General features: G+C 36.1%; 23 protein-coding genes and 1 pseudogene. 4 read left to right on the plus strand and 20 right to left on the minus strand.

Annotated features, from left to right (window positions below; all coding sequences use genetic code 11):
- Window positions 1–64 precede the first annotated feature (64 nt).
- The 3 genes from I5M07_RS02380 to I5M07_RS02390 all read left to right on the plus strand — a co-directional run bounded on the left by I5M07_RS02380 (window position 65) and on the right by I5M07_RS02390 (window position 2,294).
- Window positions 65–439, plus strand: a complete 375-nt coding sequence (locus I5M07_RS02380; protein WP_200104590.1) for a hypothetical protein — start codon at window positions 65–67, stop codon at window positions 437–439.
- The gene (locus I5M07_RS02385) at window positions 414–1,430 is read left to right on the plus strand and encodes a DUF4238 domain-containing protein (RefSeq protein WP_200104591.1); all 1,017 of its coding nucleotides are present in this window, start codon (window positions 414–416) and stop codon (window positions 1,428–1,430) included. The genes I5M07_RS02380 and I5M07_RS02385 overlap by 26 nt, the downstream gene beginning before the upstream one ends.
- 552 nt (window positions 1,431–1,982) lie before the next feature.
- A complete protein-coding gene (locus I5M07_RS02390) occupies window positions 1,983–2,294 on the plus strand; it encodes a hypothetical protein (RefSeq protein ID WP_200104592.1) in 312 nt (103 codons plus the stop codon).
- 519 nt (window positions 2,295–2,813) lie between these two features.
- Here I5M07_RS02390 and I5M07_RS02395 read toward each other — a convergent pair.
- The 16 genes from I5M07_RS02395 to I5M07_RS02470 form a co-directional block, all read right to left on the minus strand.
- Window positions 2,814–3,419, minus strand: a complete 606-nt coding sequence (locus I5M07_RS02395; RefSeq protein ID WP_200104593.1) for a nucleotidyltransferase family protein — start codon at window positions 3,417–3,419, stop codon at window positions 2,814–2,816.
- A gap of 17 nt (window positions 3,420–3,436) precedes the next feature.
- The gene (locus I5M07_RS02400; protein ID WP_200104594.1) at window positions 3,437–4,444 is read right to left on the minus strand and encodes an XdhC family protein; all 1,008 of its coding nucleotides are present in this window, start codon (window positions 4,442–4,444) and stop codon (window positions 3,437–3,439) included.
- A gap of 55 nt (window positions 4,445–4,499) precedes the next feature.
- Window positions 4,500–6,662, minus strand: coding sequence for a xanthine dehydrogenase family protein molybdopterin-binding subunit (locus I5M07_RS02405; protein WP_200104595.1), 2,163 nt, complete (start codon window positions 6,660–6,662; stop codon window positions 4,500–4,502).
- A 26-nt stretch (window positions 6,663–6,688) separates the two neighbouring features.
- A complete protein-coding gene (locus I5M07_RS02410; protein WP_200104596.1) occupies window positions 6,689–7,282 on the minus strand; it encodes a hypothetical protein in 594 nt (197 codons plus the stop codon).
- Window positions 7,283–7,329: 47 nt separating this feature from the next.
- Window positions 7,330–7,797 carry a (2Fe-2S)-binding protein gene (locus I5M07_RS02415; protein WP_200104597.1) on the minus strand — a complete coding sequence of 156 codons (468 nt, stop codon included), beginning with the start codon at window positions 7,795–7,797 and terminating at the stop codon, window positions 7,330–7,332.
- Window positions 7,798–8,002: 205 nt separating this feature from the next.
- Entirely contained in the window at window positions 8,003–9,058 is a 1,056-nt protein-coding gene (locus I5M07_RS02420; protein ID WP_200104598.1) for an NAD(P)-dependent alcohol dehydrogenase, read from the minus strand.
- Between the two features lie 26 nt (window positions 9,059–9,084).
- Window positions 9,085–10,197: a cupin domain-containing carboxymuconolactone decarboxylase family protein gene (locus I5M07_RS02425; protein WP_317191305.1), complete on the minus strand. Its 1,113-nt coding sequence runs from the start codon at window positions 10,195–10,197 to the stop codon at window positions 9,085–9,087.
- A 187-nt stretch (window positions 10,198–10,384) separates the two neighbouring features.
- Window positions 10,385–11,518, minus strand: a complete 1,134-nt coding sequence (locus I5M07_RS02430; RefSeq protein ID WP_200104600.1) for an NAD(P)-dependent alcohol dehydrogenase — start codon at window positions 11,516–11,518, stop codon at window positions 10,385–10,387.
- 36 nt (window positions 11,519–11,554) lie between these two features.
- Window positions 11,555–12,127, minus strand: coding sequence for an NAD(P)H-binding protein (locus tag I5M07_RS02435; RefSeq protein ID WP_233621910.1), 573 nt, complete (start codon window positions 12,125–12,127; stop codon window positions 11,555–11,557).
- A gap of 110 nt (window positions 12,128–12,237) precedes the next feature.
- A complete protein-coding gene (locus tag I5M07_RS02440) occupies window positions 12,238–13,461 on the minus strand; it encodes an MFS transporter (protein ID WP_200104602.1) in 1,224 nt (407 codons plus the stop codon).
- Window positions 13,462–13,471: 10 nt separating this feature from the next.
- Window positions 13,472–14,365, minus strand: coding sequence for an SDR family oxidoreductase (locus I5M07_RS02445; protein WP_200104603.1), 894 nt, complete (start codon window positions 14,363–14,365; stop codon window positions 13,472–13,474).
- Between the two features lie 26 nt (window positions 14,366–14,391).
- The gene (locus I5M07_RS02450) at window positions 14,392–15,015 is read right to left on the minus strand and encodes a flavodoxin (RefSeq protein ID WP_200104604.1); all 624 of its coding nucleotides are present in this window, start codon (window positions 15,013–15,015) and stop codon (window positions 14,392–14,394) included.
- Window positions 15,016–15,022: 7 nt separating this feature from the next.
- Window positions 15,023–16,003, minus strand: coding sequence for an aldo/keto reductase (locus I5M07_RS02455; protein WP_200104605.1), 981 nt, complete (start codon window positions 16,001–16,003; stop codon window positions 15,023–15,025).
- A 26-nt stretch (window positions 16,004–16,029) separates the two neighbouring features.
- Window positions 16,030–16,497, minus strand: coding sequence for a nuclear transport factor 2 family protein (locus tag I5M07_RS02460; protein WP_233621911.1), 468 nt, complete (start codon window positions 16,495–16,497; stop codon window positions 16,030–16,032).
- A 29-nt stretch (window positions 16,498–16,526) separates the two neighbouring features.
- Window positions 16,527–17,366: an aldo/keto reductase gene (locus tag I5M07_RS02465; protein WP_200104606.1), complete on the minus strand. Its 840-nt coding sequence runs from the start codon at window positions 17,364–17,366 to the stop codon at window positions 16,527–16,529.
- Between the two features lie 33 nt (window positions 17,367–17,399).
- The gene (locus tag I5M07_RS02470; protein ID WP_200105139.1) at window positions 17,400–18,326 is read right to left on the minus strand and encodes an aldo/keto reductase; all 927 of its coding nucleotides are present in this window, start codon (window positions 18,324–18,326) and stop codon (window positions 17,400–17,402) included.
- A 239-nt stretch (window positions 18,327–18,565) separates the two neighbouring features.
- Between I5M07_RS02470 and I5M07_RS02475 the strand changes: the two genes are divergently transcribed.
- A complete protein-coding gene (locus I5M07_RS02475) occupies window positions 18,566–19,462 on the plus strand; it encodes a helix-turn-helix domain-containing protein (protein ID WP_200104607.1) in 897 nt (298 codons plus the stop codon).
- A 319-nt stretch (window positions 19,463–19,781) separates the two neighbouring features.
- Here I5M07_RS02475 and I5M07_RS02480 read toward each other — a convergent pair whose 3' ends face one another.
- The 4 genes and pseudogenes from I5M07_RS02480 to I5M07_RS02495 form a co-directional block, all read right to left on the minus strand.
- Window positions 19,782–20,090, minus strand: coding sequence for a tyrosine-type recombinase/integrase (locus tag I5M07_RS02480; RefSeq protein ID WP_233621914.1), 309 nt, complete (start codon window positions 20,088–20,090; stop codon window positions 19,782–19,784).
- A gap of 356 nt (window positions 20,091–20,446) precedes the next feature.
- Window positions 20,447–20,839: pseudogene (locus I5M07_RS15965) on the minus strand (Pycsar system effector family protein); the annotation flags it as partial.
- A 236-nt stretch (window positions 20,840–21,075) separates the two neighbouring features.
- Window positions 21,076–21,432 (minus strand): hypothetical protein, encoded by a 357-nt coding sequence (locus tag I5M07_RS02490; protein WP_200104609.1) that lies wholly within the window; start codon window positions 21,430–21,432, stop codon window positions 21,076–21,078.
- A 196-nt stretch (window positions 21,433–21,628) separates the two neighbouring features.
- A complete protein-coding gene (locus tag I5M07_RS02495; RefSeq protein WP_200104610.1) occupies window positions 21,629–24,421 on the minus strand; it encodes a M16 family metallopeptidase in 2,793 nt (930 codons plus the stop codon).
- Window positions 24,422–24,449 lie beyond the last annotated feature (28 nt).

The following is a 24,449-nucleotide window of genomic DNA, read 5'->3' on the forward strand; positions in this document are numbered from 1 at the left end:
CAGTAAACCCAATTAGTATAAACATAATATGATAAAGACATGGATAGAAAATTAACTGGAAGCGATGGAAGAGCTATTATCATTCCAACAGGATATCGAGGTCTGCAGGGAGCTGACGGAAGAATGGTTCCAATCCCTCCTGGCGGCCGTGGTCTGCAAGGAGCCGATGGAAGGATGGTTTCAATACGACCAGGTTCACGCGGACTTCAAGGCAGCGACGGGCGAATGGTTGAAATTCCTGCTGGTGCCCGCGGGCTTCAAGGCTCGGATGGCAGAATGGCTGCAATTAGAAAAGGACATCGGGCTGTTCAAGGACCCGACGGACGCATGGTCTCAATTGCGCCGGGCAAACGCGCTGTACCAGATGCAAATGGACGTATGCGAAATAAATAATTTATTGCAAAAATCTATAAGTGAAAGAAAGAAAAGATATGAATAAAAAGCTAAAAATTACATTTGATAAATATTCAAAACGACATCATTATCTTCCTGTATTCTATTTAAAAGGTTTTGCGGACCAAGACAAATTGATCAACGTCTATGATAAAATAAGAGACATTATAATTCCTAAACAAAATCCTGAAAGTAAGTTTTACGAAAAGGACCTGAACAATTATAAAGTTGATGGTAAAATCCATTTTACTTTGGAAGAACCAATGTTTTCTCCTATTGATTCAAGAGTATCTCGTTTATTTTCCAAAATTCAGAATCCAGATATCACAAATTATCATTTTAACACCACAGAACAACTTGAAGTTCTTCACTTTATTAGCCAGCTATTTTGGCGTTCACCCGATACAAACAGTATTTTTTTAGACCTTATAAAAAAAGAAGGGCTTAGTAATAAATATTTTGGCTTTAAAAAAAAGGATAATAACCGATTTGCTTCTGACCAAGAAATACCAGAAATTAAAGAGCATGTCTTAAACGATCCTGAAATTCAAAAAATGCTCAAACATATGATTCCATTATCCGATGGCAATAAGGAAGAACTTTTAAAACTGATGGAAAAATGGAAAATCTTTACCATAGATGTTCCTGCAAATAATTTTATTACCGGAGACAATCCATTTTTAATAAACAATGATGATATTCGATTAGATAACGTCTTTAATGAACTAATTTTTCCACTGACTAAAAATAAACTTTTAGTTTTATCTGATAAATCCCCTAATTTTCTAGATGGTTTATTCTTAGCAAATACAAACATCAGCATATTGAATCAAGCTAAAAGATTTATTGCATCTGATTCCGAAGAAGGTCTCAAAAGAACCATATTCCATTATAAAGAACTGCTCAAAATCAAGCAATCTGATACTATTTTAAAAAGTACTTTTGAATTCATGTATCATCAGGCAAGTTTCAATAATCATTCAGATTACCTTAACAAGTCTGAATTTGTGAATAACCCAAAAATAAACTTAGGATGATAAAAGTAAGCTTCGGCAGAACAACATAAAATATAAAATGTAGCAAAGAGAAATAAATCAATTTTTAACATAAGTCAAACAATATTTAATGAATTAAATATTGTTATTTGTAAAATTAGCAGATTAAATATCTAACATAATTAACTTCTAATTAGATTAAGATCATTTAAAAAACTCTAATATCCTCAACAAATTTTGATTTGAATAAATCTCCAAATGATTATTTAATTTTACTAAAAACTAACCCGTTTTATTTAGTCATTACTAAACTTGATTTTCAAGAATTTTATAAAAGCTATTTCATCTTAATAAATTTAAATATACATATGTTTTAACATTTTTTAACGTTTACCCCTTACAACATATACAAACCGCTCACAACCGGAAAAACAAAGTAATTATCTTTCAAATTGACTTAAAAATAAACTAATTTCTTTAAATCGTTTATAAAATGGTTTGTAAATTGTTCAGTAACGGTCCCTCTACGTATTAAAACAAACCATTATTCATCTCCATAAACAAATGATTATCTTTGAGTTACAAAACTAACACATGATGAACAACCAAAGGGATACATGGAAAATAACTCCTGAGGAGGCACATAAAATGTTAACCGACGAAGGGATGAACGTCATCCTAGACGAAGGTGCTGAAATATTATCTTTTTTAAGATTTCTAGAAGAAAATACAGTAAAGAAATTTCTAAAAGGTTCAGAAAGTGATGAAACTGTAGAAGATAATATATTAGAAAAAAAAACTTACACTCCAACTAAAATTAAACAGAAAAAAAATGTCTCGCCTGAAGGAGTAATTTATTGCGGCACTTGTAATTTTCTAAACAATAATTTTTATGCAAAGATTTAACTTTAGGAATTAATAAATTACAATACCTTACTAGTTAAATAAAACATTTATAGAACAAGTTTTATTTGGGGATGCCTAGAATTTCACCAAAAAGCAAAAGCGTTTTTAAGGATAATAAACCATCCAAATTTTGCAGTAAAATCTTAGTACAATTTATTTAGAAAAGGAAAAACCTTAAAAAAAATCAATACTTAAAAAACTCATTTTCAAATATGTATTACATATTTTTAGACAGATAAAGTATTGAAAAAAGATATATTTGAATCTGGGTGCAAAATCGGTGCATTGATTTACAACATTCATCTTAAAACTCTGTAAAACAAAAGTTTAAAAACTTAAGTTCGAAACATTACTAGAAACCAATTAATCTAGATAACAAGAGTGCACAAAATTAGTATGGAAATGATATCAAAATAAGATAGTGCAGAGAAGAAAAAAAGAAGACAATGGAATTTAGATATTCTGTCACAAATGGAAATATAGAAAAGACATAATAATCTATGATTCTCAACAAATTAATCATTTTTCACTTTTGAAAATTTTGCGTAATGCTTCATACATTTTGTAAGTATCAATATCTGCTGTGTTATCCTGAGTTACAACTTCCATGACTTGACTCTTATTGTTATAGATAATTTCTTTGGCTCCTTCATCATTGGGTAATAACATCAGCTCTGAGAAGTATTTTCTTGGAAATAAAACTGGGACTCCTCTGTAATCCTGTTTTTTGGTTAAAATAATTGATTCATTCTGTTTATGATGAAGTTTCATCATTTCATTTAAATGTAAAATGCTAATAAAAGGCTGATCTGCCAGCACAAACAACATAGCATTTATGTTGGGGTACTTTTTATCTATTTCAGCAGTTATTAAGGCAATAGAACTGCCCAATCCCTGCTCCCAATTTTCATTAATAACAACAATACTATTTGAAAAATCTATTTTTTCCTCAATTTCGTTTTTATATGCACCAAGAACTACAAACGAAATATCTGCATCGGTTGTCAAAGCATTTTTAATAACAGTCTCCAATAAAGTCGAATCTCCCCAAGGCAAAAGCTGCTTTGATTCCCCCATTCTTTTAGCAATTCCTGCGGCTAAAACTACTGTAGCGATTTGATTCATTACAATTCAATTATAATTTAGGAATGAATAGTACTTTTTTTATATTTTAGCGATATGGGTTCCTCTTTTCTTACTACAGCAAGTATCTCCGCAATAATACTAATTGCGATTTCCTGAGGGGTCTCTGCTCCAATACTAATGCCTGAAGGTCCATAAGCTACATCAAGCAGACCTTCATTATAAGAATCCGTATACTCAAAAAAGTCGTTTAATATTTGATTCCGCCTCTTAATTGGACCAAGAAGACCAAGATAAGCCGGCTTTGAATTCTTTAATGCTATCAGAAACTTTAAATCGGTTGCATAACTGTGGGTCATTAAAACAACAGCTGTTTCATTATCAATAGAAAGACCACCTATTTCTTCAGGCAATAAATGAACAACGCGAGCTGACCCTGGGAAATCACTTTCCTTTTTCGGATCTTTTAATGATGCTACTATTGCAATTTCCCATCCTGTTAAAGAAGCAAATTGACATAGTTGGACAGCATCATGTTCTGATCCAACTATAATTAAATGAAAGCGTGGTTTTAATATTTGTGTAAAATTTAATAAGGATTTGTCTAATTGAACAGTAGAAAAAGTGAAATTCTTCTCTTCAAAATGAAATTCAGAACCTAAACCAGGCTGACTCCCTTCTGTTTTTGTGTAAAAGGATTCTATTTCTAAAGGTTTTCTTTCCTGTACAACATTTTCTAAAGCATTCCAAAGAGCTATATCAGGAGAAAACGGCTCTATAAGAATATATAGGATACCTTCACACCCAAGTCTATATCTTCCATCATAAATCATGATCTTCGCTTTATTGTCGAAAAATACAGACCGAGATTGTTTGAGGATTTCATTTTCGACACATCCTCCACTTACCGCACCAACCATCGTATTGTTATCAAATATCAGCATACGAACACCCGGTCTTCTGTACGAGGAACCTTCGATAGCGACAACTGTTGCCATAATGCTTTTTAGTCCCATTGTCTGTGCTGAAAGGTATGCTTCTTTTAATTTCAGTAATTCGTGCATCATATTTTAATCCTTTTTTGAAATAATTATACTTTCAACAAATTTATACGGTAATTCGTTAAACTGTTGCAAGACTAAAAGGCAGTTTTCTAATTCGTTTTCCTGTAAGATCAAAAATGGCATTGGTAAGTGCCGGTGCTAATGGCGGAAGCCCAGGCTCACCAACTCCACCCGCATCTGCTTCATTGTCTATGATATAGACCTCTATCATTGGGATTTCATTAATTCTGGGCAATGGATAATCATAAAAATTATGCTGTTCCACTACATTATCTTTAAATGTAATCTGATGCGTAGTGGCCGCTCCCAATCCCATCACAATAGAGCCTTCTACCTGTGCATGAATAATGTCGGGATTGACATACCAGCCACAATCCATTACAGCCCAAACTTTATCAATTTTGACACCTCCCTGAGGATTTTTTGAAACTTTGACGATATGGCCTACTGTTGAATTAAAGCATTCTGTTATCGCAACACCATATCCTTCATTTTTTGCACGGTTTTTCCAGCCTGATACTTCTTCCATCTTATCGATTACCTTTTGACACCGCTCTTCCTGCAAATGCTCGCGACGGAAATCCAAAGGATCTTTTCCCGCTTCGTGCGCCATTTCATCGATAAAACTTTCATAGGCAAATCCGTTTGTTGATGCGTAAACCGAACGCCAAAAACTGGTTGGAATTGTGGTTTCAAAAAGAACATCTGCAATACTAAGGTGTTTAATACTCGCGTAATAGGGGTTCAAAAATCCTTCGCTGGTACTTCTGTTGGGCTTATCTTTTGCACCGCCACGCCAGTGATCATTGTTCTGGCCGGCCATTCTGAATTTCAATGCTTCAATCTTTCCATTGGTAATCATTCCTTCGCATCGATAAGATATTCCGGGGCGAAACGGTCCTAAAGTAGCATCGTCCTCACGCGTCCAGACTACCTGAACCGGACCACCTATTATTTTTGAAACACCAACGGCCTCACTTGGATAATCGATCATCGCTTTTCTTCCAAAACCACCTCCAAGGAAAGTCATATTCACAATTACTTTCTCTTTGTCAATTTTAAATTGTTTACTGATATCATCCTGAATCCATCCCGGAGCCTGAATCGGGCCCCAAATTTCAATCGAATCACCTTTAAAATGTGCAATACAGTTAATAGGCTCCATAGCAACATGCGATTGATACGGAGTTTGATAAACCACATCTAGTTTTTTTGTCGATTGGGCAAGAATTTCATTAGGAATACCTTGCGTTTTGAGTATCATACCTTCCTGACTGTGCAGTAAATCATCTTGGGCTTTAAAGATTTCCGGAGTACTCCAGTGTTTAAAACCACTGCTGTCCCATTCTACCTTTAATGCTTTTCTTCCCTCAAGAGCTGCCCAGGTTGAATCTGCCACTACAGCAACACCTTCTCGTATATATTCATAATACGCCATTTCAACTTTAAAAACTTTTTTAACACCCGGAACTTTTAAGGCTGCTGTCGCGTCAAAACTTTTTACTTTTCCAAAATAACGGGGATCACGTTCTACTGAAGCAAACAACATTCCCGGAATTCTTTTATCAAGTCCAAAAATTAAGGCACCATTAGTTTTAAACGGTGTATCAATTCTTTTTAGTGGCTTTCTGATTAGTTTATATTCTGATATTTTTTTAAGCTTTGGTTCTTTTGGAACTGGGAGTTTTGAAGCAGCTAAAGCAAGTTCTCCATAGTGTGCTTTTTTTCCGGATGGTTTATGAATTACATGGCCGGATGCTGCATAACAATCTACAACCGGAACATTCCATTTTGCAGCTGCAGCCGCAATGAGCAATTCACGTGAAGCAGCGCTTAATTTTAGCAGATTTTTATAGGAAGAGCGAATGGTAGAACTTCCTCCGGTTACCTGTCCTCCATATTTTTTTTCGTTTCCAATTGCAAAAATCACATTGATATCATTCATATCAACTTCCAGTTCTTCAGCTACAATTTGCGGTACCGAATGATACGAACCCTGTCCCATCTCTGCCCTGTGATTCACAATAGTTATTTTTCCTGACGGATTAATAATAATCCAAGGACACAGTTCTATTTCAGATTCACTTAATTCTGAAGGTCGTACTAGAATTGGTGCACCCTCTGCAGGAAAATAAAAGCCAAGACAAAGTGCCGCACCACCTAAACCGGTTAGCTTTAAAAAATTTCGTCTTGTAGTATCTATGTTGTTGTTTTTAGTCATCAGATCGTCATTAAATTAAAGCAATATCATTTTGCAGGAGCATAAGCGCCCGTTTGCAGCCAGGTAATCCAGGCTTTTTTAAATTGTGCATGGGTTAAAGGCGGAACGGTTCTTCCTTTTCCGGGATTCCACCCTGCTTTTACCAAACCATCATCAGCATGAGCAATAAGTTTTTGCAAATCCTTATGTCCATTCAGTTCCGGGTTAACCAATTGTTTGGCCAATTCATGAGCAGTTTTTCCTTCAAATACCATTTTCATATCAGCAGGCGGTAAATGCCATTCGGGATTTCCGGGAGGTGTATGCAGTCCTGGACTGTTTTCGGCTTGATGACAATTTGCACACTTCATAGCATATATTCCTTTTCCGTCTTTTCCGCGTTTTGGTTGCATACTGTGAACCACATTATTATCTCCCTGAAGCGGGATATCGCCTTTTGGATGACAATTAAGACAACGCGGACTCATAAGTACTTTGTATACTTGCTTAAAAGCCGCTACAGATGCTGCACTGTCTTTTTTTATGGGTGTAATGCCAATATATTCCTTTTCCGTTATCCGATGGTGTATCGAAACGGTAAATGCCAGTGCAATAGTAGAAACCAATATTACGGCTATCATTAAAAATTTAGTTTTTGTTGACATTAGTTTTGTTTTCCGTTTATAAATCATGTTTTGCTTTTCTCTTGCATTTCTGAAGCGAGATGTATCGCTTTGCGAATTCGTGGGTACGTACCACATCTGCATATATTTCCTGCCATTGCATTGTCTATATCCTGATCGGAAGGATTTGGATTTTCACGCAGAAGAACAGCAGCCGACATTATTTGTCCGGAATGACAATAGCCACATTGTGGAACGTCAATTTCCTGCCACGCTTTTTGTGCTGGATGGTCATTATTCTCTGAAAGTCCTTCAATTGTCACGACATTTTTACCTTCGGCACGGCTCATTTTTGTAACACATGAGCGCACTGCTTCGCCATCAAGATGTACCACGCATGCCCCGCATTGTGCTACACCACAGCCAAATTTTGTCCCTGTGAGTCCTATTGTATCTCGTATTGCCCAAAGCAGCGGCATTTCGGGGCTTACGTCAAGTTTTTCAGTTTTGCCGTTTACGGTTAATTGTATCATAATTCGCCTGTTTTAGGATTTATAACATTTTAATTAGTTCCATCATCTAATTTACAAAAACCAATCAACTCTTTGAAAATTAAACACTTTTATTCTACAACTGTTGATTAAAATCCAAAAAAAATTATTCAACAATAAGTAAAATAGCAAGTAATCCCAAAGAACATATTACTGCTGTTTGGGATTATTAAATTTATAATTACATCTAAGATATTAATGAATTCATGTCAATCACAAATCTGTACTTTACATCCCCTCTTTCCAAACGTTCAAATGCGGTATTAACATCCTGAATATTGATTATTTCACTCTCAGCGGTAATGTTGTGCTTAAAGCAAAAATCCAGCATTTCCTGAGTTTCGGCAATTCCACCAATATTAGAACCTGAAAAACTTCTTCTACCCATAACAACATTAAATGCTCCTATCTCCAAGGCCTCTGGCGGAAGTCCAACAAGGACTACACTTCCGTCATGACGAAGCAGATTCAGATAAGTATTGACATCATGTTTTGCTGAAACTGTATCCAATATAAAATGTAGTTTTCTTGAATACTCCTGCATTTTTTCATTATCTGAAGACAACACAGCCTCATCAGCTCCAAGTCGTATGGCGTCCTCTACTTTGGAAGGTGAAGTGGTGAAAACCGTGACATGCGCGCCCATCGCTTTCGCTATTTTAATAGCCAAATGCCCAAGTCCGCCTATTCCAAGAATACCCACTTTCTTGCCTGGTCCTGCCTGCCAGTGTTTTAATGGTGAATAAACTGTAATTCCAGCGCAAAGCAGTGGTGCAGAAGCTGCCAAATCTTTGAACTCAGGCATATGAAGTACATACCTTTCATGACATACATAAGTTTTTGAAAACCCTCCTAACGTTGCTCCTCCAAGATATTTATCAGGACTGTTAAAAGAGTAAGTAGTTCCCTCGTCACAGAATTGTTCAATACCGTCATTGCAATATTCACAATTGTCGCAGCTGTCCACAATACAGCCAACTGCTGCCAGTTCACCCACTTTAAAATTGGTTACATGATCACCTACAGCTGTAACTCTTCCCACCATCTCATGACCAGGAACGATAGGAAACATCGTTCCTCCAAAATCATCTTTAATCTGATGAAGATCAGAGTGGCAGATGCCACAATATAAAATTTCAAATTCTACATCATGAGCCTGAACTTTCCTGCGGTTAATTACCATTTCTTTTAGGGGTTCTGCTGCTGATGTTGTTCCGTATGCTTTTGTTTGTTTTGTTTCCATGTTGTTATTTATATATTTTGTTATTTTTATTTAGCAGGGAGTACTTCGTTCAGACAGGTAATTGCGTTTAATGTTCTGGGATAACCTACGTAAGGAATTAGCTGTGTCATTAAATTAATCAGTACCTGTCTGTCATTTCCAACTTTTGCATTTCCTGCAATATGTCCTTTGATCTGACTTTCTGTTCCACCCATTGCAATTAAAAATGATAATGTCACCATTTCTCTTTTCTTTACATCAAGTCCATTTCTGGTAATATAATCGCCGAAGCAATTGGCTGATAAATATTTTTGAATGTGCAAAAGATCTTTTGGGGCGTTTTTGTACATTTCATCTACTCTCTCGCCCACAATTTCTTTTTGTTTAGCCAATCCTTTTTCCATTCTCGTCTCAGGTGTAGTGGTAGATTGACCTTCCAGAGGAAGCAAAATATTTCTTTCAGTGAATATTTCATTGGTGGCATTTAAAAAATCAATCACTTTTGAAATTCCAATATAAGGCACTGCCTGATAAAGTACCTCTTTAATTTCGACAGGCGAAATACCTGTATTTAAAGCGGCATTAACAAACATTTTATATTCTGTTAATGCCTGGCTGCCGATGGTAGAAGCCATAATAATCAGCACACGGGTTTTAGTTTCCATTGCATCGTGATTTATCACTTCATCAAAGGCAAAATTATCAAATACTTCTATTAACTCAGGATCGGTCTCTTGTGCCTTTGACTGGTAATCGGGCCACAATTCTTCGTGGTTTTTGTGCGCTGTCGCAGTAATTTTTACCGGTGTCTGTACTGATTTTTCAGTAGTATAGCTATTATATTCCTCGTCATTTACGGACTGAAGCCACTCAGTTTTATCCTTGTCATATTCAGGAACAAGGGCAATGTGTCTCATCATAGTGCCATGGGATGCGCCGTGCCAATGCAATGCGTTTTTACGAATTTTAACTACATCTCCTTTCTGAATCAACTGGATAGGCTTGCCTTTTTCCTGATAGTATCCGATTCCTTCAATCACGAATAATACCTGTCCGCTGGAATGTTTGTGCCAATTTGTTCTGGCTTTAGGTTCAAAAGTTACGGTTCCGATATTGGTATTGTAACCTTCCTCCGGTTTTACATTCATGTTAACCCACACTGTACCTATAAAATTGGTTGCCGGAGCCTGGACTCCTTTATCTGTAAATGATGTCATTTTTTGAGTTTTATTATTATTTGTCTGCGCATTTAGTGCCGTTATTGCTGTAAATAAGGACAGCATCAATAGCACCACAGATTTTACGCTTTTTTCGATATTCAATATTTGATTTGAATTCTTCATCCGCTTACTTTAGTGTTTTCATATCAATCACATAGCGAAATTTCACTTTACCGTCCAGAACATTCTGATAGGCAACTTCAATGGCCTTAGAGGTAGCCGGAATAATTTCTACTTCAGGATAAATGTTATTCGCAATTGAATAATCCAGCATTTCCTGAGTTTCTTTAATACCTCCAATTTGTGAGCCGAATACTTTTCTATTACCCTGCCAGATCAGTTTATCAATTGGAATTATTGGCATTTTAGCGTAGGGAGGCAACCCTACAAAAGCCATCTGCCCATCGATTTTCAGCATTTTTAAATAGATATTCGGATCATAGCTCGCCGGAATCGTGCTGATAATAAAATTCAGAGAATTGTCCAAACCTTTTAAATCCTCAGGATTATTTACATTAACATATTTTACCGCTCCCAATCGCTTGGCATCCGCGCGTTTCTCTTCGGTAATATCAAAAACGGTTACTTCTGCCCCTATCTTAACAGCGTACTGTACTGCCATGTGACCTAAACCTCCAAAGCCTGCAACACCAACTTTATCTCCTTTTTTTACCTGTGCATAATGAATTGGCGAATAGGTTGTAATACCGGCGCACAACAGCGGTGCTACTTTTTTCATATCTGTATTGGCAGGCAGTTTAATGGCAAAATTTTCGGTAAGTACTATATTATTTGAATAGCCGCCTTGTGTAACTTCATTATCATGAAACTGATCTTTGTCGTGATACGTAAGCACAACATCTTTGCAGTACTGTTCCAATCCCGCTTTACAGAAATCACATTTCCCGCAGGAATTGACCATACAGCCTACACCCGCATAATCGCCGACTTTAAATTTGGTCACATTTTTTCCAACTTTACTCACGCGCCCTGCAATTTCATGACCGGGAACCATCGGGAATTCTTCTTTTCCCCAATCTCCGTGTACGTGATGAATGTCACTGTGGCAGATACTTGCGTATAATGTTTCTATCAAAATTTCGTTGTCGCCAAGTGCGTGACGGTTGAATTCAAAAGGTTTAAATTTTCCATCAGCAGCCAAAACGGCAAAACCTTTTGATGGTATTGTTTTATTTTGGGCCGTTACAGCATTTAGTAATGCCATAACTAATACGATTGTCAAACTCCATACTCTTTTCATACTATCATTTTTATTTATTTGTAATTTTAGCTTTACTTAATTGGGTTTACTTATTCCCAAGTTTTCATTTATATGTGAATCTGGATTTTGTACAAGAGTTGCTACAAACGCAGCAATACTTTTTCGTGAAATTGCCGTACCTTTCTCTGGTGTACCTTTTTGGGTGATTGCATAGTCTACTTCGTTAGCATTCGTGAACCATTCCGGTCTTAAAATGGTATAATCCAATCCTGAACTTTCTATCACATCGGCTAATTTTCTATACGGAACTAAAACCGGTTTCAAAGTCGTTTGATAAATTCCAATGGAACTGATAGCAATTATTCTTTTAACTCCGGCTTCCTGCATTGCTTTTACGATATTTTTCGACATTGCTTCCAAATTTCCTGCAAGGTTGACATAGACAATATCCTGGCCATCAATCGCATTTTTAAGTTTGTCATAATCCATGACATCGGCCTGAACCACAGTGCAATTGATGGTATCATTTTCGATCCTGCTTTTGTTTCTCGCCAACAATGTGAGATGAATATTTGGCACATGCTGCAAAGTGTCTATCACATATTTTGCAAGGCTTCCGCTTGCGCCGATTACTAATACCTTTTTCATGTTTTCTTTTTTTATTATGTTATTATGTTATTATTTTGTGCATTCATGCAGCCTGTACACAGGCTGATAAGAATAATTGTTAACGACAAGATCCTTTTCATAATAATCTTTTATATTGATTGAAATTGGTTGCTTTTTCGCAGGGCAAAAAATCCTAAAATTCCTGAAACTGCTAACAATATTATTCCTGTTGTAAGAATATATTTGAAATTAATCAGGTCGGTTATATAACCCCAGGCGCCTGACATAACTGCTCCTCCTAATGCCAGGGCAATAGCAATATTTGAGAATATCTGCGAATAGTCTTTGGTTCCAAAAACTGTCCTTACAAGCAAAGCAGTTTCCAATGTCACACCTGCATATGCCCAACCAAATAGGAACCCGCCGATGATCATCAGCGCCATTCCGGTCTCACCTAATAAAAGAAATATAAAACCGATAATACCGAAGCCCACCGATGTCAATACCCCTGCCAAAGGACTTTTATCATTTATCCATCCTAATGCCACTTTGCCGACAGTTACCCCTAACATAATCGCAGAAGCCACAAATGCTGATTGCTCTACGGTATAACCTGAATTATTTACATAGGTAGGCAGAAATAAATTGAGTGTAGAAACGGAGATCATAAGGAAAGTAAAAACAACCAATACATAAAACTCGGGGCTTTTGATGGCTCTAGAATAATCTGTTCCTGTTTTTGCCTGCTCAACAGTTGCTTTATCATTACCGAATGGCAGCAATCCTTTGTCTTCAGGATAATTTCGCAGCAACAGCCCAAGCAATGGTGTTACAATAGCAAGGACAATGATTCCGAAAATCAGATAGGTGTTCCTCCAGCCGTATTCTGCAATAAGGTGACCGGCAAGCGGATTAAATAAAACACCTCCGATGCCGGAAGCGGCACTGCAGAGTCCAATGAAAAAACCAACCCTGGTTTTAAACCAACGGTTTATAAGAATGGGATAACTCAGGTATAAAAGGAAGGCAAGGCATATCCCGGTAATGGCACCGGCAACGTAAAAGTGCCATGCAGCACTAAATTGCGACATGCCGAGATATAGTAACCCTGTAATACCAGAACTGATTGTAAGCAGCCACCGTGCGCTGTAGTTGTCCATCATTTTTCCCGCTATGGAAAGCATCAGGAATGAAAATGCATTAATGAAGGTCATATATAAACCAAAATCCCCCACTGAAATACCAAGAGCTGAGCTGACTGGTTTGTAGAAAATACCGGCGCAGCTCATCACAAAACCGATGTTTATGCCCATAATAAGACAACAGCAAAAAACGATGACGTAACCATAATGAAATTTGGCAGGTGTTGACATAATAGAAGTTTTAATTTTTTTCTGGCTGAAGTGGACCGTAGAAGTATGAAGCGGTTGCACCACCATCTATTAAGAAATCTGCTCCTGTTATAAAAGCCCCGGATTTGGACAGTAATAATTCTGCTACATTGGCTACTTCATCTGCGATACCCGGACGGCCGGCAGGACTCTTGGCAAACATATTTTTATAGAAATCTCCGCGAGGTCCGTTAATCTCATCAAGAGCAAGAGGTGTAATGATGATACCTGGAGAAATTGAGTTGACACGTGCGCCTCTTTCTCCCCATTTTACAGCTTCTGCCATCACCCTTTTGCCGTTGGCCCGTTTTGCCATTTGGTATGCGTGGAGTGTATCTTTTATATTTGCAGGTTGAAGCATTTCCAGCTGCAGTAACTCTTCAACTGGTGTCATTGCCAGTAACCTGTCCTGCTCTGCACTCAAAGCAGGCATTCTATAGCCGGACTGGCTGGAAATAACGACACCTGTTCCGCCTGGCTTAATCACTTTGCCAAACTCTTCTAGCAAAAGTGACGTTCCATAAAGATCCACACTCAAAATCTGCTCAATAGATGCTTGGCTTGGCGATACACCTGCGGCGTTAATAAACATGGAAATTTCGCCTTCCTTTTGAGCGGCTGCAATTAATGCAAGAACTGATGCTCTCGACGAAATATCAACTTTAAATGGAACAGCATCAAAACCAGCTTCCGTTAGTATTTTCGAGATGGATTCAGCATTTTCCAGCTTCCAGTCGGCGACAAATATTTTATTTCCGTAACCTAACCTTCTGGCGATAGCCAGTCCAAGCTGGCCCGCGCCTGTCAATACGATTATATCTTTATTATTTTTCATCTTTTTTGTTTTATATGTGCTATAAAATGTTTTATCTAAAAAGTCATTCAATAGCCAATTATTAGTACTCCTAATTATTACAGCATCGAAATTTTCCGTAGCCAGCTTTCAACCTGTTCTTGTGCCTTTTTTTGTTTGTTACCTTCCATGACAAATAAAACACCGTCTTTTTCTTTTCCGCCTTCGATTGTAAAGCCTTCTAATATGTTGCTATCTGGAGATAATTTCTTCACATCCCGAAAACCACTTCCAACTCCATATCCGGCATTGGTATTAAATGGTATAATAGTTTTTCCCTTTAATTGATATTGGCTCAAAAAACTTTTCATTGGAGGAGGCAGCTGCATGCCCCAGGTTGGGAAGCCAAAAAATATAACGTCGTACTTTTCTATGTCGGCAATTTTTGTTTTCAATGGCGGTAAATAGCCTGCAGCATTTTCTTTTGCTACCTGATCTACAGTCTGCGTGTAATTTTCGGGATAAGGCGTTTGCAGCTCAACCGCTGCAAGATCACCGTCAACGTACTTTTGAATCATCTCAGCTATAGCTTTGGTATTATTTGTCCGTGATAGATAAACAATCAGGATTTTTTTATCTGCAGCAGGCTCCAGCGCTTCATCTGGCGCGTTCTGTGCTTGTGAACAAGACCAAAAAAGGCAGACGGTGATTACTAAACCTGCTATATTTTTTATCTTTTTCATAATCAATTTAGTTACCTACCCTTTTTTGCAAGTGTGCAGGATATCGTTCCCCGTGTATCGTAGTCTCAGCAAAAGCTTCATCAATTTTTTGAATATCCGAAGCTGATAAATGAATCGACGCTCCTCCGATATTCTCCGTCAGGCGGTGTGATTTTGTTGTTCCGGGTATAGGAACAATCCATGGCTTTTGAGCCAATAACCATCCCAATGCTATTTGGGCAGGAGTTGCTTCTTTGTCTAAAGCAATTTTCCCTAACAAATCAACCAGCCTTTGATTGGCTTTTCGGTTGTCTTCAGAAAAACGAGGAACAATATTTCTAAAATCAGATGGGCCAAATTTTGTGTTTTCATTGATAGCACCTGTCAAAAATCCTTTCCCCAGCGGACTGAACGGCACAAAACCAATTCCTAATTCTTCAAGAGCTGGTAAAATTTCCAATTCCGGTTCTCTCCACCAAATCGAATATTCACTTTGCAAAGCTGTTACAGGCTGAACTGCATGTGCCTTACGAATGGAGGAAACACCGGCTTCCGATAGTCCAAAATATTTTACTTTCCCTTCTGCAATAAGATCTTTAACCGTTCCGGCCACATCTTCCATTGGCACATTTGGATCAACCCTGTGCTGGTAAAATAAATCAATAACATCTGTCTTTAAACGTCTCAAAGATTCCTCGGCAACTGCTCTGATGCGCTCCGGACGGCTGTCTTGCCCGTTAGATGCATTTCCGTCTTTAAAACCAAATTTGGTTGCAATAACCACTTCCTTTCTAAAAGGACTTAAAGCCTCTCCAACCAGTTCTTCATTGGCAATACCATAAGCTTCAGCTGTATCAAAAAAAGTGATTCCTTGTTCGTAAGCTTCTCTAATCAATTTTACAGCAGCTTGTTTATCTGTTGCAGGACCATAACCATAGCTTAGTCCCATACATCCCATTCCCAATGCTGATACTTCTAATCCTTGATTTCCTAATATTCTCTTTTCCATAATTTCAATTCTTATATTATTTTTATTTAAAATGTGCTTGCCACAGATTTAACTATAATCCAACTTCCATTTCGTTTTTCAAGATGCATGGTCTGCTGCAGACGCCACTTATTTCGGGTACCCCAAATTCTCGCATCCAAAAGATTCTGTCCCACAAAAACAGCCTTGTCTCCTTCAATATTCACTGAAGTTTTGACTTCTGTATAGGAATAATATTTCATCCTTTCACTTTCAATTTCTGAGAACCACTCCTCTTTTGACTGGACATATCCGGTAATATGCGTGAGCGTAAATCCTGCATCTAAAATCTTATTTAGTCCTGTAATGTTCCTGTCAATCATCAATTCTGTCAATTGCCGGGTTATATCAATTATTTGTGATTTTTCAGCATTTTCTTTATCGCTTTCCATAGTTTGTTTGGATTTTGATTGTGTGTGAGCTTCTGTTGAAATAAAAATCAGACTCAGAAGCAATAATTTTAATACTCGTTTCATTTGTTTAATTTAAATCAGAAAGAAGCCTTCTATCGGCTTCCTATCCATTTTACAATGTCAGGGTCGCGATGATCAAAGAAGACACTTTTTTTAGTATCTAAAATGGAAATCATATCCATATCTTCTAAACCTAGTTCAAAATCGAAAATGTTGATGTTTTCAATAATTCTTTCTTTTTTAACTGATTTGGGAATGGCTACAACTCCCCCTTGCACCAGCCAGCGCAAAATAACCTGAGCCACACTTTTGTTATATTTTTCAGCTATTGAAACCAATAGTTTATTGGTGAACATATCATTTTTACCCTCGGCAAATGGCCCCCAGCTTTCTATCTGAACATTGTTTGCTTTTAACAAATTTTGAGTTTCTATCTGCTGGTTGAATGGGTGTGTCTCAATCTGGTTTACTGCAGGAACGACTTTATTATGGAGAATTAAATCGATCAGGCGATCAGGCTGAAAATTACTTACCCCGATTGCCTTTATTTTTCCTTCAGCATATAATTCTTCCATAGCGCGCCACGATCCGTACACGTCCCCATAAGGCTGATGAATCAGGTATAAATCCAGATACTCTAACTGCAGTTTTTGAAGCGAAGTTTCGAATGCTTTTTTTGTTTTTTCATAACCGGCATCTGAGACCCATACTTTTGTGGTAATAAACAAATCTTCCCTTGCTACACCACTTTTCTTAATTGCGTTCCCTACCGCTTCTTCATTGCCGTAAGCAGCTGCTGTATCAATAAGTCGATATCCTGCTTCAATAGCATTTAGCACACTTTTTTCACATTCGTCTGCATCTGGAATCTGGTAAACACCAAATCCAAGCAGAGGCATTTCGCTTCCATTATTTAATATTATACTCTTCATTTTGTCATTTTAGTAGTTAATTAAAAAGATGAATTATTCTTCAGATAAACCAAGCAAACCCTCGTTAAGTCTTGCTCCCTGAAAAGTGATTTTTGCAAGTCCTTCTTCAATATCCTGCAAATCCTGTGTAGAAAGCTGAACCTCGACAGACTTAATATTATCATCTAAAAATTCAATTTTATCCATACCCGGAATTGGCACTATAAAAGTTTTTTGTGCTAATAACCAAGCAAGTGCTATTTGTACTGGTGTGGCATTTTTTCTATTGGCAATTTTTGTAAGCAGTTCTACAACTGGCATATTGGCTCTAATTGCTTCTGGCGTAAAGCGAGGAAAAGCAGCGCGCAGGTCGGTATCACTGTCAAATTTGGTATCAGGTGTAATTTTCCCGGTTAAAAAACCAGTCCCAATTGGCGCCCATGGAACAAACCCAATTCCCAATTGCTCACACAGCGGTAAAACTTTCGCTTCGGGTTCTCTTGTCCAGATTGAATATTGATTCTGAACCGCTGAAACAGGCTGTATAATATGAGCACGCTGAATAGTTTCTGCGCCAGCCTCTGAAAGACCAAAATATTTTACTTTCCCTTCCTGAATCAAATCCTTAATTGATCCTGCAACATCTTCAATAGGTACATTTGGATCTACACGGTGCTGGTACAGCAGATCAATATAATCAGTCTGTAATCTTTTTAAGGATGCCTCTACAACTTTACGGATATGCTCCGGTTTGCTGTTAATTCCTGTATCTGAAATCATTCCGAACTTTGTAGCAATAATTACATCCTTGCGAAAAGGTTTCAATGACTCGCCAACCAATTCTTCGTTAGTATAGGGTCCGTATGCCTCTGCAGTATCAAAAAATGTAATCCCTCTTTCATATGCAGAACGGATTACTTTAATTCCATCGTTTATATCAGCTGCCTTTCCTGTTCCAAAACTTAAGTTCATGCATCCCATTCCCAAAGCAGAAACTTCCAAACCTTGTGTACCTAATATCTTGTTTTCATTTTATATTTTATTTTAATTCTAACCTAATAATCTTGTTAACTTTTTTGATAATACAAAGTTCCTTCAATAATGTGATCGGGAGATTATACATATTACTGTTATTATTACCATTTTTACTGATTTGAACAAATGGGCTAACTAATTAGCAATCTGAGTAGTATATTTGTACGACAATTATATGATACATCATGGAACAAATTATAAAAGTTGAAAAAATAGCTCAGTACAATAAGCTAAAAGGTGTTGATACCCAGCATCCTTTAATTAGTGTATTTGATAATTCAAAAACAAAAGCACTACCAAATAACAGTCGTATGCATTTTGGCTTTTATGCTATTTTTCTAAAGGCGGGTAAATGCGGTGAACTTAAATACGGACGAAACAATTATGATTACGATGATGGGACAATGGTATTTGTTGCCCCTGGACAGGTAATTGAAGTGAAAAACGAAGAAGATTATCAGCCCACCGGATTAGCATTGTTATTTCATCCTGACCTTATAAAAGGTACAACGTTAGGCAAACAAATGAGCCAATACTCTTTCTTTTCCTATGACTCACATGAGGCACTGCATTTATCATTAAAGGAACAGCAGATTATAAGGGATTTAATCAATAAGCTAGAATATGAACTTAATCAGTCAATTGACAAGCACAGCAAAAGCATCATTACTAACAATATTGAGCTGCTGCTTAATTATTGCGTCAGATTTTATGACAGGCAGTTTATAACCCGTGAAAATATAAATACCGACATTTTATCAAAATTTGAGAATCTGTTAAATGAATATTTTCAATCGGAAAACACACAAAATTTCGGTCTGCCCTCAGTTGGTTATTTTGCAGATCTTTTGAACCTTTCCTCCAATTATTTTGGAGATTTAATTAAAAAAGAAACTGGTAAGTCAGCTCAGGACCATATTCAGTTAAAATTAATCAACTTAGCCAAAGAAAGAATTTTTGATACTGAGAAATCCATTAGCCAAATCGCATTTGAACTTGGATTCAAGTATCCTCAACACTTTAATAGAATGTTCAAAAAAAATACTGGTTATACTCCGATTGAATATAGAAGTTTAAATTAAGTTTCATTTAATTAAATTTTAAGTGCAATTGTACGTGCATTTGTTCTATCAGAAACTATTGGCCCAGCGTTTAATAAGGTTCACAATAAATATTCTAGCTCCATTTATCACTGAATATTTCGCAATTGGTAATTTACCATACAATAAGCATTAATAAAAAATGAAAGGCTAGTGCAGAGAAAAATCTCTACATTAACCCTTCGCTTTCTAGTAATTTATTCACTTCTGGTTAATGATAGTAAGTTTCTTTTTCATTTCGCTCAATTCCTTCTCCATCCTCTCAATTGTTTGGATAGTTAAATTACCCGATACATCTTCCTTATCTGCCAGTATTTTTTTTTAATCCCTGCATCTCGCGACCGATGGCTGCCTGTTCAATTATTGCATATTCTTCGGTCTGCTTTACAGATGAATGACCAAGCATTTCTTTTACGACACGTATAGGTACATCATTACCGAGAGTTGCAGTACTTGCAAAAGTTCTTCTAGCTTTATGTGTATTTAAAATCACATGTAATCCACATATTTCAGCAATTTCTTTTAGATATTCATTCATTTTCTGGTTTGAGATCACAGGAAGAACAGATCTTCTTTCTAAACAAAGTGGATGTTCTCTGTACTTTTCCATTATTTAGAGAGCTTTAGGCAATAATGGTATGTTGGTTGGAAATCCCGTTTTTTGACACTCTGACATAATACATTTCTCACCATTCAAACCTATTTTTATTTTGTTTGTCTTTAATTGCAAAACATCAACTGAGATTTAAGAAATAAATTAAATACTGAATTAAAAGAATTTGAAAGTCTAAGTTCGAATGATTACTAGTTTATTTTTGATTATTCTTGTTATCAATAACTTGGAGTCCCCTTGCCATTGCCACAATAATTATCATGCCAATTCTATGACGTTTTTACTTCTAGTAATATTTTTATCCAAGAGATGACAGTAATTGGACTTCAAAATAGTAATATAAAGAAAGAAAACTAACCCGAAATTGCTAATAGAGCAATCACAAAAGCAATTACTGACACTAAGATTCCTACCATAAAAATATTGTAGACGATTCGCAGTAATTGGTATTTTTTATTTAAAACGACTCCCAAATAATACAAATCCTTAATCAAAAAATTGTAGATATATTCCTGATCTTTCATAATTTCGTTCATTGCCCATTCGTAGTCTATTAATGGCATTTTACAAAAATTTCTAAAGAAAAGGGGATTGACTTTCTTATCCTCAATATCTTTTTTTGTAAAAACTCCTTTGGTCACTTTGGGACGTGTAGAAAGAATGGCAAAAACTATTGTAATTACACTAGATGTCAACATGATAAACGTAGGTACAATTAAATGTCCATTTTTTGGACCATCTAATTTTTGGAATTGCTACATTTACTGGGACATAAATTTTAAGTGTGTTTAAATAAAAATCAATATCTAATCTAAAAACTGTTTTGGTTCAATGAAAATTTATAGCCATCGATTAAACCTATATTATAATTATATCCTAATAAATATAATTTAGAATTTTAACAATATTGCATCAAGTTTTTTTTGCATTTTTCTTTGCAAAAGCAATTCAAATAGTACTTTATAAATGATTGATTTCATTTTTAGCTGATGCAACAATGTACTATTACCATTCCAGATTCCAAAGCATCAAAAGAATAATGACAGCGGATTGCTTCCAGACCTTTGATTCGCTTAGAACTAAAATCATCAATATGAATTGAAAATAAAACATTTGGCATAAGATCGTACAATTGATATAACGCTGTTGATCCATCGTGGAAATATATCAACTCTTCACTTCCTAGCATTGAATTAGTATTTACTAAAATTTCCGTTTTATTTTGAGCAAGGTATCCAAACTCCTGTAGTATACCCAATGGATTTAGTGAGAAAAAATAATCAAAAACTTCTGTAAGGGACTTTGAAATAGTAGTCGTTGAATGAACCTCTTTAAGCATAATAATAAAGTTTAAAAAATAATTTAATTTATGTAAGAATATCTTCATTACTGATTATCTCAAAAAATAATCTAAAAGCACTTCCGTTTAATAAAAAAGTAAAGAGCTGTCGGCAAACAGCTCTTTAAATGTCTTTCAAAAAATAAGTAACAAATTATATAATCTAAAATAAAAACACGAAAGACGACTATTAAAATTACTTTACTGGATTGCCGTCCTTGTCTAGAGAACCTGATTTAATAATAATCATTTTGTCTGCTTGAACATATTTTTTGATAGCGTCATTAACATCCTTCAAGGTCACTTTTTCAATGTCTTTTGGATATTGCTCCACGTACTCAGGATCCAAACCTCTCTCGATAAAGCTCAGAATAGTTGAGCTTAACCCTGTAGTTGTAGACAGACCTACTTTAAAACTTCCAATTAAATTTGTTTTTTTGTTTTCCAACTCCTCTGAAGTAATACCGTCTTTTATCCATTTATCAACCTGTACCATGGTAGCGTCCAGACCTTTTTGAAATAAACTTGGATTAAACGATGCGTTTATGTACCAGTAACCTCCTGTCACAGCATTACCACCTGTTCCCGATGTAATGTTATAAGTTAGTCCATCATTATCTCGTACCGTTTGCATCAGACGTCCAGCAAAGCCACCTCCCAATGTATAAGTAGCAATATGAAATGGTATGAAATCAGCATCTGCTCTTTTTAAACCTGTGTACTGCCCTATAAATAATTCAGCACTTGGTTTCTCTGCAATTGATACTACTTCCGTTTTTGCTTCTGCTTTTACTGTTTCATCAAAATTTAAAATTTCATTTACACCACCCTTCCAGTTTTTAAAAGATTTTTTTAAAGAAACATTAAAATTTGTATTGTCTGTATCACCAGCAATTACCAAATGCATTGATGCAGGTCCAAAATACTTTTTATGAAATGCTTTTAAATCTTCCAAAGTGGCATTTTGAATATTAGCCAAATCTTCTTCAATTGTTAAATCATAATTTGGATTTTCTTTCGAATATATATTTCGAGTCAAAGCAATACTACCTCTTTGTCTAGGATCATTTAAATTTTGCTGTTTGTTTCCGATAAACTGTTGTTTGATATTTTCAAATTCATTTTTATCAAACAAGGGAGAGCGAAGCGCTTCAGCTAGTAAAGTTGTAACCTGATCGACATCTTTGCTCAAACATTTAAAACCAATATTAACTTTTGAAGTTGAAGCATTTATATTAAGAGTAACTCCCAGTTTTTGAAGCTTTTCAGAAAATTTAAATTTATCATTAAACAATGTCCCTTGAGAAAGCATTTCGGCAGTCAATGATGGTATCATGTCATTTTTATTTTCATTTGAGAAATTACCCAATGAAATACTACCTACCACAGTGACAAAATCCTTTGCGGAAGTTTTTACATACACCACATCAATTCCCTGCACTTTTTCTCTTTTGTATACAGTCGCTTTTTTTTCAGTTACGGTACTACTTAAGCAGGTTTCAACTTTACTACCATTTTGCAATGCTACCAAATTTACAGGTATTTTATCTTGAGAATGGCCTTCTTCGCCATGTCTATAATAAAAAGGCCCATTTTCCGGCATGAAATTATTTGCTTGCGGAGCATTTTCATTTTGACCTCCATTTTGCTTAGGTACAAAATAACCTGTTGTACTCTGATCTTCCACTAAATATTTTTGGGCAACGCGAAGTACATCAGCAGGAGTAACTTTTTTCAACTTATCAACCCCAATTACATATTCTGTCCAGTTACCCGCAGCAATAGCCTCTGTCAATTCAGACGCGATTACACTCGAACCATCTCTGGCTAAAATTGTTTGTGCACTAATTTTAGCAACAACACGGTCTACTTCATCTTGAGTTACTCCCTCTTTCTGAATTTTTGACACAACCTCTGTTATCTTAGCATCAATATCTTCATGCTTTGATGAAACCGGAAAACCCACCCCAATAGAAAATAAACCTACTTCTTTAAAATTACTAGCTCCTGCATAGGCATAAATTGCCATACGACTGTCAACGAAAGTTTTATTTAATATTGATGACGGTCCAGAACCAATAATCTCTCCTAAAATGTTTAGTGCAGGCAAGTCTTCGTGTAATGCACCCGGTATTTTATAAGCTTTATTAATTACACCCAATTCACCTGGTTTTTTTACGATTACTTTACGAGGCCCATACTGCTGAGGCTCTTCTGTATAAGGTTGAGGCATTACATTTGGTGATTTCGTAATTTTTCCAAAATACTGTTCAATAAGGGCAAACACATTATCCTTTTTAAAATCACCAATAATGGTCAATGTAGCATTATCTGGCCAGTAATAGGTGTTATAGAAATTTTGCAGCACTTCAATTGGTGCTTTCTCAATATCAGATTTCCATCCAATAGTAGAGTGATGATATGGGTGAGCTATGTAAGCTGCTGACCAGATTTCCTTATCCAAAACACTATTTGGATCATTTTCTCCACGCTCAAATTCATTACGTACAACGGTCATTTCAGCATCTTTATCTTCTTTTAGCAATAAAGAATTACGCATTCTATCAGCTTCAATCTGAAGTGCCAAACCTATTTTATCACTTGGTAGTGTTTCAAAATAATTGGTACGATCATACCAGGTAGTAGCGTTTAACTTAGCTCCCGTATTCTGCAGAACGTCAGTAATAGTTGTTCCACTTTTTTTATTGAAAGTCGGCGTACCTTTAAACATTAAATGCTCTAAAAGGTGTGTTGATCCAGTATTTCCTAAAACTTCATTTTTAGAACCTACTCGATATACAATCTGAACCGTAACCACAGGGGAGGCATTATCTTGTAAAAGCAATACATTCATTCCATTAGGCTGGTACATATACTCTTCAATTCCTCCTACAACTTTAACTTTACTAAAATTAGGATTGCTTTTTTGTGCAAAAACCAATGTGCAAAAACATAGCGAACTAAGACTCCAAATTATTTTTCTTTTCATTTTATTTATAATTTTTTAAACTATTCTT

This window comes from Flavobacterium agrisoli (assembly GCF_016522065.1).
GTDB lineage: Bacteria > Bacteroidota > Bacteroidia > Flavobacteriales > Flavobacteriaceae > Flavobacterium > Flavobacterium agrisoli.